Raw genomic sequence first — 15,680 nt, 5'->3', positions numbered from 1 at the left:
GGTGGTGAATCGATGAGAAAACTGGCGCAATCCGATCACTTAGGGTAAAAATAAGGGGAAGAGAGAAAAGATGATTTAGGTGATCGGATTAAACCGAAATGAGTGATCGCAATCGCCGGAATACGCAGTTGTTAATTATTTTGGTGTGTTTATGGGTGACTCTTAAATGTTGATACAATTAGAGGTGTACTAAATTCAATTTATTCGTATAAGAGAAAGCAATTGATTCGTATATGGGAAAACAATCTGTTTTGATAGGAGTGGCAGTAGGCGAATAGGTGATATCTATGGAAATAGCTGTTGCGTGACGAAATCATGCATGGAGGGTCGATGGATTTGAAGAGTGCAAGCTTAGTGAAGCGGAGAGGGAGGTAGGAAGCTTAATAAAGCGATGTTGTGAATTGCTAAGCGCGTATTAATGAGATGACGAATCGTCCGATAGAGGCCCTTTTCGACATTCCTTGTCGACATTCCTAGTCTAGAAGAATAGTTATCTTATCGGCCAATTTAGATGAGTGTCAGATAAACACAAAGGAAATGGCTTATTGCGCCACCTAATACGAACAGGTGCCAGATAGCATGGTTATAAGGGATTTTTTTGCCCACATAAAAGACAACCCCCAGACTGTAAAAAATCCCGCCAGTTAACAATAACTGGAAACCCAGAGGAGACATGGCCGCAGTCAGATCAGTGATGACGGTCATACATAACCATCCCATAATCAGATAAAGGACGACACTAAATTTCTTGAAACGATGGATAAACAGGGTTTTAAAAAGCACGCCACCCAAGGCTAAAGACCAAATTGAAATTAAGATCACCGTTGCTTGAGTGCCCGTGAGTGCGATCAACATCAAGGGGGTATAGGTTCCCGCAATCAAGAAATAGATGGCGCAATGGTCTGCGATTTTAAGTTTATGTTTCAACGATGGATCTGACACTGAGTGGTACAGAGTAGAACAGGCGAAAAGCAGTATGATGCTGGCACAATAGATGACAACACCGATTAACTGAATATTAGTTAATGTCTCTTGCCCTTTGAGCAAGGAGAAAATAAGACCGATTATCCCGGCTATTACACCCAGAGCATGGCTCATGCTGTTTGCCGTTTCTTCACTCTTTGTGTAACCACTTGAATTAACGCTTATCGACGGCGAGGGAGTGGAATATAGTTCCTGTACAGGCATAGTAAAGTCAACTTCTGGTAAGACCAATTGAGGTGAGTGTAACAGTGTTTAATTCAAAATGCCATGAATGAGCGTACACGTGTACGCTAATCTGTGGCATCTATCCTACAGCCATAAAATGGCTGGATTTAAAACCGAGTGTTGTAGGGTTACGCGAGTAAAAAACAGTACCGACAAAATCGAAATACCACTGTTTCTTAATGCTGATTGCAACTATTTAGTTTATTAAAATCCAGGCGAGTGCAGCTTATCTGAGCACAAAAGCTGAGGTGAATGACTGAATAGTAGGCATGTAAATGATGATTTTAATTCATGCATAGGGCTGGATTGGTCAACAAAAATGGAGGGTTTCTTGGGTAGCTATCTGTTTTGTATGAGGTTGTGTTGGATTTGTTATTGTGTCCCCTACCTAGTGAGAATAAAAAATAAACCCCTTGTTTAATTTAATGCATTAAGTCTATACTTCTCAGCATCTTGTCGGAGTGCCTATTGGCTGAGACCGTTTATTCGGGATCCGTTGAACCTGATCGTGTTAATACACGCGAAGGAAACAAGCATGATAATTACACTAAATCTGTGCGATAACGTTTAATAGTCGAGTACATTTGTACCAATAAAACTTAACTTACATTAAGATTTATTATCGATACGTTACAGTCGTACACATTAGTAATTATTTGATGCATCTTCATTATTTGTGTTGATGTATTTGCTATTCAACTCTCCTGGCAAGCAACTTCATTCTTTTTTAAAAGTGAGATTGCTTATGTCAACACGTCGTGAAACCCGAGCTCAAGCTCAACAATTTATTGATAATCTAAAACCACTCCAACATCCAAATTCTGAGAAAGTTTACTTAGTCGGTAGCCGTGATGATATTCGGGTCGGTATGCGCCAAATACACCAATCAGATACCATGATTGGCGGCACCGAATCTCATCCCATTTCAGAATCAAATCCGCCACTGAAAGTGTACGATTGTGCCGGTCCATATTCTGATCCCAACGCCAAGATTAATGTCCGTGAAGGTCTGGATAAGTTCAGGGGGAATTGGATCCTTGAGCGTAATGATACCGAGCAGTTGAGTGCTGCCAGTTCTGGTTTTACACAGCAAAGGCTAGCCGATTACGGACTCGACCATCTGCGTTTCGATTCTCTTCTTTCACCCAGAAAGGCCAAACAAGGTCGGTGTGTGACTCAACTTCATTATGCCAGGCAGGGGATAGTTACCCCCGAAATGGAGTACATTGCCATTAGAGAGAATATGGCTTTGAGTGAGGTGAGCGATGAGGTGTTAACTCAAAAAGCACCAGGTGAAAGTTTCGGCGCCGCGATAAGTCAGCCGATTACCCCTGAGTTTGTCCGGCAAGAGGTGGCACGGGGACGTGCCATTATTCCGCTGAATATTAACCACCCCGAAGCCGAACCTATGATTATCGGTCGTAACTTTCTGGTTAAAGTGAACGCCAATATCGGTAACTCTGCGGTGACCTCTTCAATCGAAGAGGAAGTTGAAAAACTGGTTTGGTCGACGCGTTGGGGAGCCGATACGGTAATGGATCTATCGACGGGTCGATATATTCATGAAACAAGGGAGTGGATCATACGAAACTCTCCGGTGCCCATTGGTACCGTGCCCATCTATCAGGCTTTGGAGAAGGTCAATGGCGTGGCGGAAGACCTCACTTGGGAGATATTCAGAGATACTCTGCTTGAACAGGCAGAGCAAGGCGTCGATTACTTTACTATCCATGCCGGTGTGTTACTTCGCTACGTCCCTATGACGGCCAAACGTTTGACCGGCATCGTCTCACGGGGTGGATCGATTATGGCAAAGTGGTGCCTTTCTCACCATCTTGAAAACTTCCTCTATGAACACTTCCGCGATATCTGTGAACTTTGCGCCGCCTATGATGTTTCATTGTCACTCGGTGATGGAATGCGCCCTGGATCAATTGCCGATGCTAACGATGAAGCACAATTTTCTGAACTCGAAACCTTAGGCGAGTTAGTTAAGATTGCCTGGGAATACGACGTGCAAACGATCATCGAGGGACCGGGTCATATCCCCATGAATCTGATTAAAGAGAACATGGATAAGCAGCTCGAGGTGTGTGATGAAGCGCCATTTTATACCTTAGGCCCCCAGACTACCGACATTGCACCTGGTTATGATCATTTCACTTCGGGGATCGGCGCGGCAATGATTGCCTGGTATGGCTGTGCCATGCTCTGCTATGTGACACCAAAAGAGCACTTAGGTTTACCGAACAAGGAAGACGTCAAGCAAGGCTTGATCACCTATAAGATTGCCGCTCATGCCGGTGATGTGGCTAAGGGCCATCCGACAGCACAAATTCGGGACAATGCCTTGTCCAAGGCAAGGTTTGAGTTTCGCTGGGAAGATCAATACAACTTAGGCCTGGATCCTGACACCGCCAGGGCCTATCACGATGAATCGCTTCCCCAGGAATCGGCGAAAGTTGCTCATTTCTGCTCCATGTGCGGGCCCAAATTCTGTTCGATGAAGATAAGTCAGGAGGTCAGAGAATATGCGGCGGCGCAAGAGGTTAAGCTGCATACAGACACAGAGTTTAAGGCTAAGAGTGTCAAGGAGTCGGGTATGGCTCAGATGTCTGCAGAATTCAAGGCTAAGGGGGCGGCGCTCTATCATGAAAGCGGCGCGCTGGTGAAAGATGTTGAACTTGTAGAAACTGAGGGCTAGGCCATGACTAATTTAGAGCTGACGTCGTCAGCTTTAAAGCCTGTGGTTTGGACAATTGCAGGCTCAGATAGTGGGGGAGGCGCAGGCATACAGGCCGATCTCGCGACAATACAAGACCTTGGTTGTCACGCCTGTAGTGCGATCACCTGCTTGACGGCTCAGAACTCGGTGAGTGTAACCCTTGTTGAACCTGTGTCTGAGGCGATGTTACTGGCTCAGCTCGATGTGCTACTAGCTGACCTACCGCCTAGGGCGATTAAGATTGGACTCTTAGCGAGTCAAGCGCAGGTAAATTTACTCGGTAAATGGCTCAATACCTCTTTGCGTGAGTTTACACAAACGAATGCAATCGATGTGAGCGTCATACTCGATCCTGTGATGGTTGCCAGCTGTGGAGCCCATTTTACTGCTCAATCAAATACTGAACAAAATACTCAATCAAGCACTAAAGAATTAGACGAAGGCTCAGGTCATGGTTTAGATCACGGCTTAGAGAGTGGCTCAGCTAATGGTTCTGGTGAATCCGTCCGTGATGGGACTATGAGTCATCTGAACTTTCTCCCCTTGAAAGGGCTGATCACACTAATTACACCAAATTCGGCAGAGCTCAGTGTATTGTCAGGGCGCAGGCTCTCAGATATGAGCGACGCTCAACAAGCAGCCGAAGACTTATCAAAGACATTTGAATGTAATGTATTAGCCAAAGGAGGGGATAAGGGCCCGGCGTGGGATGCCCAAACCGCTCAAGATATATTTGTCTGTGTTCAGGCGCCCGGTAGTGCACTCATTCATCAACAGAGGAGCTTCTTACTCTCGAGTCCGAGAGTGGATAGTAACAATAACCATGGTAGTGGTTGTACCTTAAGCTCGGCTATCGCCAGTGTTATGGCGTGTGGCTTCGTACTTCATGACGCCATAGTGGTCGCAAAGGCCTACGTAACAGAGGGAATAAAGCAGAGCTATCGTCCGGGAAAAGGCCCAGGTCCTCTTGCACGTACAGGCTGGCCGGACAAGCTTGGTGGTTTTGCGCATATCTCTTCATTAGATGGCGGCGCTTCACTGCCTGACGATCTGAACTTTAAGTTCCTCGATGACCGTCTGGGTGTTTATCCGGTCGTCACCGAACTATCCATGTTACAAACATTGTTAGACACCGGAGCCAAGACGATTCAGCTGAGAATAAAGGATTCTGACTGCCCTGAACTCGAGGCGAAGATCATCACGGCAATTCAGCTAGGCCGGGATTACCGGGCGAAGGTCTTCATCAACGATTATTGGCAACTTGCGGTTAAACATCAGGCCTTTGGTGTACATCTGGGCCAGGAGGATCTCTATGATGCAGATCTGACCCAAATTGCACAATCCGGATTAGCACTAGGGGTATCGAGTCATAGCTATTTTGAGCTGTTACTCGCCTCGCAATTTAAGCCCTCCTATATCGCGCTAGGACATATTTTTCCGACAACGACCAAGATCATGCCGTCTTTGCCACAAGGACTCCATAAGCTTAAACATTACGTTGACCTGTTAAAGGGGCATTACCCCTTGGTCGCGATTGGTGGCATCGATCTCAATCGACTCCCCGCTGTGAAGAAAACGAATGTCGATGATATCGCCGTGGTTCGTGCGGTGACAGAAGCCGATGAACCGGCAGTCGCGTATCAAACGCTGGTCGCAGCATGGAGTATCGAGGATGAATGATTTAGATTTTATCCGGTATTCAAGGCAGATATTGCTCGATGAGGTGGGTGAATCTGGCCAAACATCGCTACTGTCTCGTCATGTTATTGTCATCGGCGTGGGGGGATTAGGCTCGCTGGTGAGTCAACAGCTCGCGGCCGCCGGTGTAGGCAGGTTGACCTTGGTGGATCATGACAGTGTCGAGTTATCTAACCTGCCCAGACAACTCTTGTTTAATGAGAGTGACATCGGAAAGAATAAAGCGATTACGGCGAGAGATAAGCTGGCTTTGGCGTACAGCCAATGCAAAATCGAGTCGGTCACCGATAAATTTGGTCAAGACAATGGTGCATCTATAGTGAAAATGGCCGATATGGTCATAGATTGCACCGATAATTTTGTCTCTCGTCAGCAAGTGAACAGATTTTGCGTCGAAGCGCAGCATCCCTTAGTCACCGCTGCTGTGGCACATTTTCACGGTCAGATATTCATGGTCGACCTGAAATCTGCGCCAGAGTCCGGCTGTTATCACTGTCTGTTTCCTGATGATTCAGTGGTATCAGAAACCTGCCGCAACGTGGGGGTACTTGGCCCTATGGTCGGGGTTATGGCCTCTATGCAAGCATTAATGGCCATCAATCACCTGTTCGGTATCGGGCAATGGTCAGGAAAGTTGATGAGATTTGATGGTTTAAACCTTAAGTGGAGAGAGGCCTCATTGAGCCGAGACCCACAGTGCGATGTCTGTGGTCAGAAATATAGCGTATCCGGTCATCACCAACCCAGTCATGAACACTCTTGTCATGACCGGTCTCGTAATCATCAGTCTTTTAATGAGGAGTCCAGTCATGCACCCGACTAAACCTGTCCTTGAGTCTAAACATGTCAGTACCATCACTGTCTCTATTAATGACTTGCCCCATATCATTCCCGAAACGCTCTCCATAGAGGAGCTTTTACTGGCGCAAAACATTGCGATTAATTCCGTTGCGGTCGTCTGTAATTCCAAGGTCGTAACAAAAGGGCTGTGGAAAGAACAAGCATGTGTCGAGGGCGATAGCTTTGAAGTCTTTGCCGTAGTGGCAGGAGGTTAGAATGTTAAAAATTGCAGAACATGAGTTTAACTCCAGATTGTTTACCGGTACCGGAAAGTTCTCATCGGCTAACTTGATGCTGGATGCGATCCAGGCTTCGCAATCCCAACTTGTGACTATGGCCATGAAAAGGTTAGATCTTAGCAGTGGTAGCGATGAGATCTTATTACCCTTACAGCAAAGTGGCATCAAGTTACTTCCCAATACGTCGGGGGCAAGAAATGCTAAAGAGGCAGTATTTGCCGCAGAATTAGCAAGAGAGGTACTGAACACCAATTGGGTCAAACTTGAGATCCACCCCGACCCCAAATATCTGATGCCCGATCCGGTTGAGACGTTAGCTGCCGCCAAAATTCTCTGCGAGAAAGGCTTCGTTGTCTTGCCTTATGTGCACGCGGATCCGGTATTGTGTCGCCGTCTGGAGGAGGTGGGTTGTGCTGCCGTTATGCCACTGGCGAGCCCCATAGGTTCAAATCAGGGCTTAGCGACCGAAACCTTTCTCAAAATAATCATCGAACAAGCACGAGTTCCTGTCGTGGTTGATGCCGGGATCGGTACACCATCTCAGGCAACACATGCCATGGAGTTAGGCGCCGATGCAGTATTGGTCAACACCGCTATCGCCAGCAGTCAGGATCCCGTCGCCATGGCTCGCTGTTTTTCTCAGGCGGTAGAAACCGGTAGAGCGGCGTATCAGGCGGGACTCGGCCAAGTCAGCGTTCGCGCCGAGCACACGAGTCCGTTAACGGGGTTCCTCAATGAATAAGATGATCAGTTTAGATTCATTACACGGGAGTCACTCATGAGCTTCTTCTCTTATCTGCAAAATCTTGATCGGGATAAACTTAAACTAAAGCTTTATTCAACAACCAGGGATGACGTTGAGAAGGCACTCATAACACCTGTGGGCTCGCTCGACAGCCTTTTGGCCTTACTTTCCCCCGCGGCAGAAGCATTTATTGAGCAGATGGCGCAGCGATCAAAGGCCCTGACAAGGCAAAGGTTTGGCGCAAATGTGGGTATGTATCTGCCTCTATACCTGTCAAATTTATGTGCTAATGAGTGTGATTATTGCGGTTTTAGCATGAGTAACAAACTGAAGAGAGAGACCTTGAGTCTTAAAGGTATCGATGCCGAGATGGCCGTGATTAAAAAAACGGGCTACGACTCGATACTGCTGGTTTCGGGAGAACACGAAACAAAAGTCGGAATAGATTATTTTAAAACTGTCCTACCGAGAGTAAAACAACATTTCAGTTATCTTGCGATGGAAGTTCAACCGCTTAAGGAGAGCGAATACCGTGACTTGGTGGGCTTAGGCTTAGATGCGGTGATGGTCTATCAAGAGACTTATAACCCGGATACCTACGCAAAACATCACACCAGAGGTAAAAAGCAGGATTTTGCCTATCGATTGGGCACCCCGGAGAGAGTGGCCAGAGCCGGCGTCGATAAAATTGGTATCGGCGTGTTACTGGGCTTAGACGATTGGCGCTTAGATGCACTGCTATTAGGCCATCACCTCACTTATCTTGAGTCCAGATATTGGCGTTCTCGTTACAGTGTCTCACTGCCCAGATTAAGGCCCTGCACGGGAGGCATCACTCCCAAAGTAGAGTTGACAGACAAAGGCCTGGTTCAGTTGATTTGTGCGTTCAGACTATTTAATCAACAGCTTGAGATCAGTCTTTCTACACGGGAATCTGCACAATTACGCGATAATTTGTTTGAACTTGGGATCACCAATATCAGCGCAGGAAGTTCCACTCAACCCGGTGGTTATGTTAACCCTGATACTCAGTTAAACCAGTTCGATATTAGCGATGAACGATCGGCGCAAGAGGTGGGTGCTGCGATTAAGGCCAAAGGCTTGAACCCGGTTTGGAAGGACTGGGAATCGGCGTGGATCCCAACTCATTCACCATGACACAGGGGAGGACTTAGTTATAAAAGCAGAGAATGACCTCTTTATTTTGTGCGTGTTTCTGGGTGTTTAATTGGTATAACCAAGCAGAAGTCATTGGCCTCAATTAAAAAATTGATCATGGTTGCAGTGAATATCTCCGGTTACCTTATCTTCAGGAGCAGAGGACGCTGTACTTTCTGTTGCTAATGGTTAATAATTGACCATAGGACTCAGTTTTTTGGAGCAATAGTTATGCAAATCCCCCCCAGTTTATCCTCTGGACTGTCTGGATTACAAAATGCGCAGTCTGGTCTTACTCAGGCTACGGTAGATGTGGCAAAGCCTGCACAGCCTCAGCCTAACGCAAACCTGGAGGCTGATGCTACCAGGCCCGTTGAAAATGTAGATAAGACAGAAGCGTTAGTTTCAGCAATTGAAGCGAAAAACCAAGGTGAAGCTGCGGTTGAAGTGTTAGAAACCTCTTCTGAGACTATCGGCACGATTATCAACCTTGAGGTGTAGTCATTATGTTAGGCGTCACCTCTTCGCCTGATATTCAGCGAAGGCAGGAACAATCGTTACCTGCTTCGCCTTCTGTTACTTCAGCTTCGCTTACCTCTGTAGCATTAAAGAGTGATTCAACGACTCACTCATCATTTAGCTCTTCAACCAACTCAACTATCACCTCCTCTACGGTAACCCGCTCATCCGTCGGACCCAAGCCAGTCAAACCTTTCAGTATTCAAATTTCGCCAGATACAGTTGGTCTCTCTCCCAATGTTTTTGCCCCGGTGACAAGCTCAGCAGTGCTGACCTCCGATGTCACATCGCCTGAATATTCCAGACCGTTAGCAGCATCCGGCGCAGATCTTGTCTCTGTAGGTGCTAATGCATCAAACGTCAATGCAAGCCAGACTCAGGCTGTGTTTAGTCTGGCGCTCGGCCCCTTGTCAGTCGCTGGACTAGTCAATGCACAAGCATCCACCTCCGTTGTTGGGTTAAGCGAGCCTGCCTTTAGCCCTCAAACGGTTGAAGGTTCTGAGAGTCGCTCGGTTTTTAATGATATTTATGCAACGCCAGTTACTAATACCGACAGCAATCCAGTTACAGATAGCCAAGTTTCACCGACAGCTGGCGACGTAAGCGCTAAGCCATCGGATACGTCAGAAAGTGTTGCACAGAACATTTTTGCAAAAGAGCCTCCAGTTACAGAAGAGAAAGTGACGGGTTCAATATTTAAGCCCTCTGAGATTAGTAAGAAAGCATTTGAGGAGCAGGGCAGCGATAGTAATGCAGTTGCCGAGCAACAAATTTTGGCAGAACTTTCTAAACGAGACTCCGAAGTCAAGGCTCATGAGCAGGCCCACTCTTCTGTGGGAGGCAATCTGGCTCAGAGCCCACAGTTCAGTTATGAGCAGGGGAGTGATGGTAAGAGATATGCCGTCGATGGTGAAGTGTCCATCGATATCTCGGTCGTTCGAGGCGATCCTTTAGCGACAATAAACAAGATGAGGCAGGTATACGCGGCGGCTATGGCACCGGCTAACCCGTCGATGGCCGATATCAGAGTCGCCTCCGATGCGATTAGAAAGATGAATCAGGCGCAATCGGAACTGGCAGCTAAGAGGCAGAGTGAAGTCATGACAATTAAAGATATGGCGCCACTGATAGATGCGCAAGCCATCATAGATGGTTTCACCCCGCCAGAGCCACCAGATATGACGATAGGCGGAGAGGTAGACAGCACGGGAGCCATACGAAGAGCGCAGCCTGAAGAAAATAATGTGGTTAACCAAACTATAGAGACGATAAACGGGCAGTTGACGGCTTCGTCTGAACCCGTATTTGAGCTATTAAGCAGTAAAGATCAAACTGAAGGTTATCTCACTAAGACCTTACTCGAAAAATACCTACCCGTTAATAAAGCTTCCGGCTCCTTGAGCTTCAGTGTTTAAAGCTAAACCCATTAATTTTGCGCATTAATTTTAATTTTTGCGGTGCTGTTCCATAATCAATTGCTCTAGTCGCTCACTTGCGGGACCTTGCCTGTCTCTGTTGGGGATGATCAGGCTCATCATGACCTTTTTATGGCTACTTCCCTTGAGGTTGAGTTGAGATAATTTTCCTGCTTCGATTAATGAGTCCACTAAATGCTTCGGGACCCAGCAAAAACCGATATTTCGGTTTAGTATGGCTAACGCTTCATGGAAATTTGAGACGGTCCACCTCTGTTCAGCCTTTAGCCAGCCAAGATCGATATTAGCTGCCTGCCCGGTGTCTTTAATCACGATTTGAAGGTGTTCGGCTAATGTCAGATCATCTTCAATATTGGGTTCACTGGCCAATGGATGTTCCGGGTGGCAGACTAATAAAAAATCTAACTCGCATAAGGGTTCACTGAGAACGCCTTTAGGTGCTACACCACCAGAGATTGCAATATCGACGAGTTGATCTTTAATCAGCTCATGTGTGCCTGTGATAACAGAGTCAACAATCGTTATGCGTGTACCCCGGCTCTCTGGCTGGAAGGCCGATAATGCATCGACCAGCTTGTCCATCGGATAGATGATCTCTCTTGCAATGGTGAGACTCGGTTCCCAGCCATTCTCCAAATTATTTGCGAGTAATTCGAGTTCTGCCACTGACTTAGTTATGTGGCGTGACCGTCTCAAGAGTACTTCGCCCTGCTCGGTCAGATAGGCTTTTCGGCCTTTGACTTCGAGCAGTTCTATACCTAATTGCGCCTGGAGTTTTGCCACGGCATGATTCAAAGAGGACTGACTCTTATTGAGTTTCGCTGCTGCTTGCGAATAGCCGCCATAATCGACGACCGCTTGTAATGTACGCCATTGCTCGAGTGTTGATTTGGCTCTATCCATAATTAACTCAATCCATCTCAATTAATATCATCTAGTTTCAGCTGCTTATAACGTCTACGCTAATGTGTGTCGACTATTTGGAATACTGCATTAACTCTACCGGAGCCCCATTAACCTCAATAAAAGCAACCATCAAGCCTTCACTTGGTGAAGTGGGTTCAATAATTACTTTTTTACCCTCTAGTTCTACCATTAAATCGTCAACCTCAAAAGCGACGTGTGGTACTGTTTTTACTAATTCAGGGTATGGCGCATCTGCCCAAAAACGCTGCCATTGAATGCCATATGGATTATTCTCATGATCTGATACCGTCATCTTTAAATGAGGCAAATCAATTTCACCTTCAAAGTTCCCCGTTGTTGGAATACCTAAGTGATTGAATTTCATCTGAAGTCCTAATGAGTATAAATTCAAGCACACTACAACGGCCTGATGCCTGTCAGGTCATCGATGTTATGCTCCCGGGAGTAAAATCATCTTGCAGGCAAAGGTGATCACGGCTTTTCTTTTACCTGTTTAGGCAGGTACTTCTTCGTTGCCTTAAGTTGTCCGAAGTAGGGACCCTTATGCAGCTTTTCGGGCCACTTGAGCAACATCATGGCTAATACATTTCTGTGTTCCCCCATGGCCAGAGCGGGGTTTCCCATCGGGGATGGAATGATCTGCTCCTCTTTATCGAATGCATTAATGATATGTTGCTGAGTTAGGGCGACAACAGGATTATCTGAAAGCCCTGCAAGATGAAAGCTAATACCGACTTCGGCAATAATATCATCTGTGGCGTCTTTCAATATTCGGTCGATATTGGCTTCAAAATAGTCAAGGATCCAGGCGAACTCTTTAGGGCTGACGTCATGCTGATAGTATTCACTGTCAGCAAAAATAAAGTGAGTCATGCCGTAGAGTTTATTACGATACTGTTTCTTATTTAGCTTATTGTCTTTGTTATCCGGGTAGACAGATATAAATGCCTGTTTATAGGACTCTAAATAATCCCCTACGCCCAGTTGTTTAGCCCAATAGACATAGTTAATAAGTTGAGCCGCCCAAGACTTTATCATCGCCTTATCGGTCAATCCCGCTTCAAGTTCCGCATTCTTAAGGGTCTTGATTAATTTGTCATGACAGGGACCGGTTAAACCAAACTCATCGATACGACTCGAGAAGCGTAGCAATACATCCGTATAAAACAAAAACTCAGGGAAAGGTTCAAGGGCTTTTTTTCGTGCTTTTGCTCTCGGGCCTTTTCCCAGTACTGAGATGGCTTTTTCGGCTTCAGACTGAATAAAGTTTGCCTTGTCCAAGTTGCAGGCGTAAAAGTTCTGGGAGTCGCTGACCGCGTAAAGGTCGACAAGCGCGGCATTGGCATACTTTTCGTCGCCAGTCATGCGATACATTCTAATACCATAGTGCCCCTGTATTCTGGGGGGGAGTTGGTATAGGTGCTGCTCTAAGTTATTTTTGATCCCATAAAACACTTCATCTTGAGGTGTAGGGCTCGTCTTGCTGGTGGTCACTTCTGAATTAGCAAGAGTACCAAAGCTAAAGAGAGCAAGTGATAGGACGCTGATCTTGAGGAAGGGGGGCATCATTTATCCTTTTAATGAGGGAGTTGGCATCGATGGGTGAACCCAAGAGTGTCTCAAGTCTCTGCTCCAGACGCGAGGAGGGTTCATTAATCAAAAGTATGTCAAAAACCTTGTCTTGATCCTGACAGTTTTTGGTTGTTTGATAAACAAAGTTGGCCAGAGACTCTTGCCAAACATGCTGATAATAAATTGGGCCTTCTTCGGCAATGGCAAAGAAGTTGTAAGCATAATCTTGTAATTTACTCCAGGCTTGCCCAAATGCGCGAATAAACTCATCGCTCAGATTAGGATAGAGTTTTGGCTCTGTATTGGAATAAAAATTGAGTGCGACCTTCGCTCTAAAAACCTTTAACTGTCGACTATACGACGCTAATTTCTGCTCACGACTGTAATCATCCAAAGGGAGGAGAATTGCATCGGTGAGGTAATACTCTAACCAAAGACGACCTAATTTTGAAGTATCCCGCGTTTCACCTAACGCATTGATAAGGTAGTGGTGGCTGCTGGACGCTAACGTAGCTAAGACTATTGCTGTGACCTTAATCAAGGCTTGCTGATCCCGGTAGCTATTGAGCAGAGGCTTAGATGATATCTGCATCTGTCCAAATTGGCTCCCAACAACCGGAAATCGCAGAGTCTGTGCACGAATATAGGAGGCTTCACTGAAGAATATGTCGCCTAATAATCTGTGTCTGTGCCACACTCGATGAATATTATCTGTGACGATTTCAACATGAAAGCCGAGTGGTTCAGCGGCCTTGTACAAACGTGTCAGCATCGAAACCGAATCTAATGGCGCTACCTCGGTTATGCTACTTTGGCTGAGGCTGGTACCGAACTGCCAAGGCGGCGAGTCCACTCGTCGAGTCACAGAATCCAAATAGGCTTTTACAAGTTCCGGTTTCGAAAGAAACTGCTTTGATAGTGAGTAGTCTGTGTGGTCCCTGAAGCCTGCTTGAGCCGCGGTCTCGTTTCTTAATTGAGCGATACGGGTTAATGCTTCTGCGTTCTTTTCACGGGCACGGCCCTGGTAGGCATTCCAAACAAGCCGTTGGCAACGTGCGTCTTTTTGCTGTATCAAATAACCCGCGATATTTTTATCGAAGGATTTGCTTTTTGTTTGCTGTTCGGCTTTCGTCTCTCTTCCATGGTCTATATCGCAGAGAGTATTGCCGAACTGCAATGTTAACGCTTGGGAACGTAAGCCTAGTTTCACCGCGGCTTGTGACGTATGAAGTTGAGATTTGTGGATTAAGTTGGCGTTATCATCGACAAGGTCACTCCAGCGTAAACTTAATTGAAGCAGCTCTTGGTTGTCTTGGTTATTGAAGCTGAGTAGCTGAGCTAACGCGGGTGACGCTAATGTTTCAGCCAGCAGATCGGCCAGATGAAGTTGGCATTGCAGTAAACTTTCCTGGTATTTGGGTGATATGGCCAGGCTTTTATAGTATCGCAGGCGATCTTTGACATTAAACAGGCCCAACATTGAGGCCTCTAATGCTCGGCTCTTGGTTACGGCATCTTCAATATCACGCAAGGGAATCGGCGACGAGATAAGAGCTGGTTTCGGAGTTTGCAGCTGCAGGCACTGCTCAACGAGCAGGGGGAGAGGAGATACGGCGGACAGAGCCGCCGAATTGACACTTAGGTAGAGGCTAAGGCTGAGCGCTATGAGCAAAATGCTTTTTGGCATATTCGACACGTTCATCCACAGTCATATTATGGTTACCCAAAGAATCGACATGATCCAGGTAGGGTAAAATCCCCCGGTTATTGGCGATCTGAATCGCAAGACCCGGTCTGGCATTAAGCTCTAACAGCAGTGGTCCCTTGACTTTATCGAGTACCATATCGGTACCGAGATAACCCATTTCACTCATTTCATAGGCTTTAGAAGCGGTGTGAAGGAGGAAATCCCAATGAGGAACCTCTATGTCGGTTAGCTTCTTATTGGTATCCGGGTGTAGCTCGACTGGCGTGTCAAACTGAACCGCATGCAGCCCCTTTCCTGTACCAATATCGACACCGACGCCGACCGCACCTTGGTGAAGGTTAGCCTTACCATCGGAAGCCGCGGTGGACAGTCTGAGCATTCCCATGACAGGAAATCCCTTATACACGATCAACCTGATATCCGGCACACCTTCATAGGAGTAGCCATCGAAAACCGGATCGAATTGAATGAGTCCTTCGACGATGGCCACATCCGGTGAACCACCTAATGAGAACAAGCCACTGAGAACATTTGAGACGTGGCGGTACATCTCACTTGGCCCGACTTCTTGGCCGTTAGGTTTATAGTAACGACCCTCTTCGACCTTGGTTATCACCAAGATCCCTTTGCCACCAGATCCTTTAGAGGGTTTGATAACAAAGCCATCCTCTTCGAGAACCATTGCGGGGATCTCTTCGATCTCATGTTGCTCACGCACCACGCCAATCAATGCCGGCACCGCAATATTATTAGCCAGCGCAAGTTCTTTAGTCGTTAATTTGTCGTCCACCCGCTTATAAAACTTACGTGGGTTACAGCGACCAATATAATCTATGTTACGTTTATTCATACCCAGCACGCCTTTATTACGCAATGCTGAGGGTTTGGTAAATGACAGTCTCAT

Annotated in this window: 14 protein-coding genes and 1 riboswitch; of the genes, 8 read left to right on the top strand and 6 right to left on the bottom strand. The window is 46.5% G+C overall.

The features are described 5' to 3' along the window. Positions 1-507: 507 nt before the first annotated feature. Positions 508-1,188 carry a PAQR family membrane homeostasis protein TrhA gene (gene trhA / locus EKG38_RS18265; RefSeq protein WP_126521722.1) on the bottom strand — a complete coding sequence of 227 codons (681 nt, stop codon included), beginning with the start codon at positions 1,186-1,188 and terminating at the stop codon, positions 508-510. A 468-nt stretch (positions 1,189-1,656) separates the two neighbouring features. Continuing rightward, positions 1,657-1,755, top strand: a riboswitch (TPP riboswitch). 199 nt (positions 1,756-1,954) lie between these two features. On the opposite strand from trhA, the gene thiC reads away from it, so the two are divergent. From thiC to EKG38_RS18225, 8 genes are all read left to right on the top strand, one after another. Further along, positions 1,955-3,913, top strand: coding sequence for a phosphomethylpyrimidine synthase ThiC (gene thiC / locus EKG38_RS18260; protein ID WP_246033211.1), 1,959 nt, complete (start codon positions 1,955-1,957; stop codon positions 3,911-3,913). A 3-nt stretch (positions 3,914-3,916) separates the two neighbouring features. Then, on the top strand, positions 3,917-5,614 hold the full coding sequence (thiE, locus tag EKG38_RS18255; RefSeq protein WP_126521720.1) for a thiamine phosphate synthase: 1,698 nt from the start codon (positions 3,917-3,919) through the stop codon (positions 5,612-5,614). After that, on the top strand, positions 5,607-6,455 hold the full coding sequence (locus EKG38_RS18250; RefSeq protein WP_126521718.1) for a HesA/MoeB/ThiF family protein: 849 nt from the start codon (positions 5,607-5,609) through the stop codon (positions 6,453-6,455). Before thiE ends, EKG38_RS18250 begins: the two co-directional genes overlap by 8 nt. After that, positions 6,442-6,687 carry a sulfur carrier protein ThiS gene (thiS, locus tag EKG38_RS18245; RefSeq protein ID WP_185826901.1) on the top strand — a complete coding sequence of 82 codons (246 nt, stop codon included), beginning with the start codon at positions 6,442-6,444 and terminating at the stop codon, positions 6,685-6,687. Before EKG38_RS18250 ends, thiS begins: the two co-directional genes overlap by 14 nt. 1 nt (position 6,688) lies before the next feature. Continuing rightward, positions 6,689-7,453 carry a thiazole synthase gene (locus EKG38_RS18240; RefSeq protein WP_126521714.1) on the top strand — a complete coding sequence of 255 codons (765 nt, stop codon included), beginning with the start codon at positions 6,689-6,691 and terminating at the stop codon, positions 7,451-7,453. A 36-nt stretch (positions 7,454-7,489) separates the two neighbouring features. Further along, on the top strand, positions 7,490-8,614 hold the full coding sequence (thiH, locus tag EKG38_RS18235) for a 2-iminoacetate synthase ThiH (RefSeq protein WP_126521712.1): 1,125 nt from the start codon (positions 7,490-7,492) through the stop codon (positions 8,612-8,614). A gap of 231 nt (positions 8,615-8,845) precedes the next feature. After that, a complete protein-coding gene (locus EKG38_RS18230; protein WP_126521710.1) occupies positions 8,846-9,115 on the top strand; it encodes a flagellar basal body rod C-terminal domain-containing protein in 270 nt (89 codons plus the stop codon). 5 nt (positions 9,116-9,120) lie between these two features. Continuing rightward, a complete protein-coding gene (locus tag EKG38_RS18225) occupies positions 9,121-10,548 on the top strand; it encodes a putative metalloprotease CJM1_0395 family protein (RefSeq protein ID WP_126521708.1) in 1,428 nt (475 codons plus the stop codon). Positions 10,549-10,578: 30 nt separating this feature from the next. On the opposite strand, the gene EKG38_RS18220 is transcribed toward EKG38_RS18225, so the two are convergent. From EKG38_RS18220 to EKG38_RS18200, 5 genes are all read right to left on the bottom strand, one after another. After that, complete coding sequence (locus EKG38_RS18220) at positions 10,579-11,472, bottom strand: LysR family transcriptional regulator (protein WP_126521706.1); 894 nt, start codon at positions 11,470-11,472, stop codon at positions 10,579-10,581. Between the two features lie 73 nt (positions 11,473-11,545). Then, complete coding sequence (locus EKG38_RS18215) at positions 11,546-11,860, bottom strand: VOC family protein (RefSeq protein ID WP_126521704.1); 315 nt, start codon at positions 11,858-11,860, stop codon at positions 11,546-11,548. Between the two features lie 107 nt (positions 11,861-11,967). Continuing rightward, positions 11,968-13,062 (bottom strand): DUF3541 domain-containing protein, encoded by a 1,095-nt coding sequence (locus EKG38_RS18210; RefSeq protein WP_126521743.1) that lies wholly within the window; start codon positions 13,060-13,062, stop codon positions 11,968-11,970. Further along, a complete protein-coding gene (locus EKG38_RS18205; RefSeq protein ID WP_126521702.1) occupies positions 13,016-14,755 on the bottom strand; it encodes a hypothetical protein in 1,740 nt (579 codons plus the stop codon). The genes EKG38_RS18210 and EKG38_RS18205 overlap by 47 nt, the downstream gene beginning before the upstream one ends. After that, positions 14,718-15,680: an alpha-L-glutamate ligase-like protein gene (locus EKG38_RS18200; RefSeq protein WP_126521700.1), complete on the bottom strand. Its 963-nt coding sequence runs from the start codon at positions 15,678-15,680 to the stop codon at positions 14,718-14,720. The genes EKG38_RS18205 and EKG38_RS18200 overlap by 38 nt, the downstream gene beginning before the upstream one ends.

The sequence above is a fragment of the Shewanella canadensis genome, from assembly GCF_003966225.1.
Lineage (GTDB): Bacteria > Pseudomonadota > Gammaproteobacteria > Enterobacterales > Shewanellaceae > Shewanella > Shewanella canadensis.
This window is presented reverse-complemented; position numbering and strand designations above follow the sequence as displayed.

Coding starts and splice junctions, on each gene's coding strand:
- thiE (WP_126521720.1), top strand. CDS start 3,917: ATGACTAATTTAGAGCTGACGTCGTCAGCTTTAAAGCCTGTGGTTTGG.
- EKG38_RS18225 (WP_126521708.1), top strand. CDS start 9,121: ATGTTAGGCGTCACCTCTTCGCCTGATATTCAGCGAAGGCAGGAACAA.
- thiC (WP_246033211.1), top strand. CDS start 1,955: ATGTCAACACGTCGTGAAACCCGAGCTCAAGCTCAACAATTTATTGAT.
- EKG38_RS18205 (WP_126521702.1), bottom strand. CDS start 14,755: ATGCCAAAAAGCATTTTGCTCATAGCGCTCAGCCTTAGCCTCTACCTA.
- EKG38_RS18210 (WP_126521743.1), bottom strand. CDS start 13,062: ATGCCCCCCTTCCTCAAGATCAGCGTCCTATCACTTGCTCTCTTTAGC.
- EKG38_RS18200 (WP_126521700.1), bottom strand. CDS start 15,680: ATGAGACTGTCATTTACCAAACCCTCAGCATTGCGTAATAAAGGCGTG.
- EKG38_RS18215 (WP_126521704.1), bottom strand. CDS start 11,860: ATGAAATTCAATCACTTAGGTATTCCAACAACGGGGAACTTTGAAGGT.
- EKG38_RS18250 (WP_126521718.1), top strand. CDS start 5,607: ATGAATGATTTAGATTTTATCCGGTATTCAAGGCAGATATTGCTCGAT.
- EKG38_RS18230 (WP_126521710.1), top strand. CDS start 8,846: ATGCAAATCCCCCCCAGTTTATCCTCTGGACTGTCTGGATTACAAAAT.
- trhA (WP_126521722.1), bottom strand. CDS start 1,188: ATGCCTGTACAGGAACTATATTCCACTCCCTCGCCGTCGATAAGCGTT.
- EKG38_RS18240 (WP_126521714.1), top strand. CDS start 6,689: ATGTTAAAAATTGCAGAACATGAGTTTAACTCCAGATTGTTTACCGGT.
- thiH (WP_126521712.1), top strand. CDS start 7,490: ATGAGCTTCTTCTCTTATCTGCAAAATCTTGATCGGGATAAACTTAAA.
- thiS (WP_185826901.1), top strand. CDS start 6,442: ATGCACCCGACTAAACCTGTCCTTGAGTCTAAACATGTCAGTACCATC.
- EKG38_RS18220 (WP_126521706.1), bottom strand. CDS start 11,472: ATGGATAGAGCCAAATCAACACTCGAGCAATGGCGTACATTACAAGCG.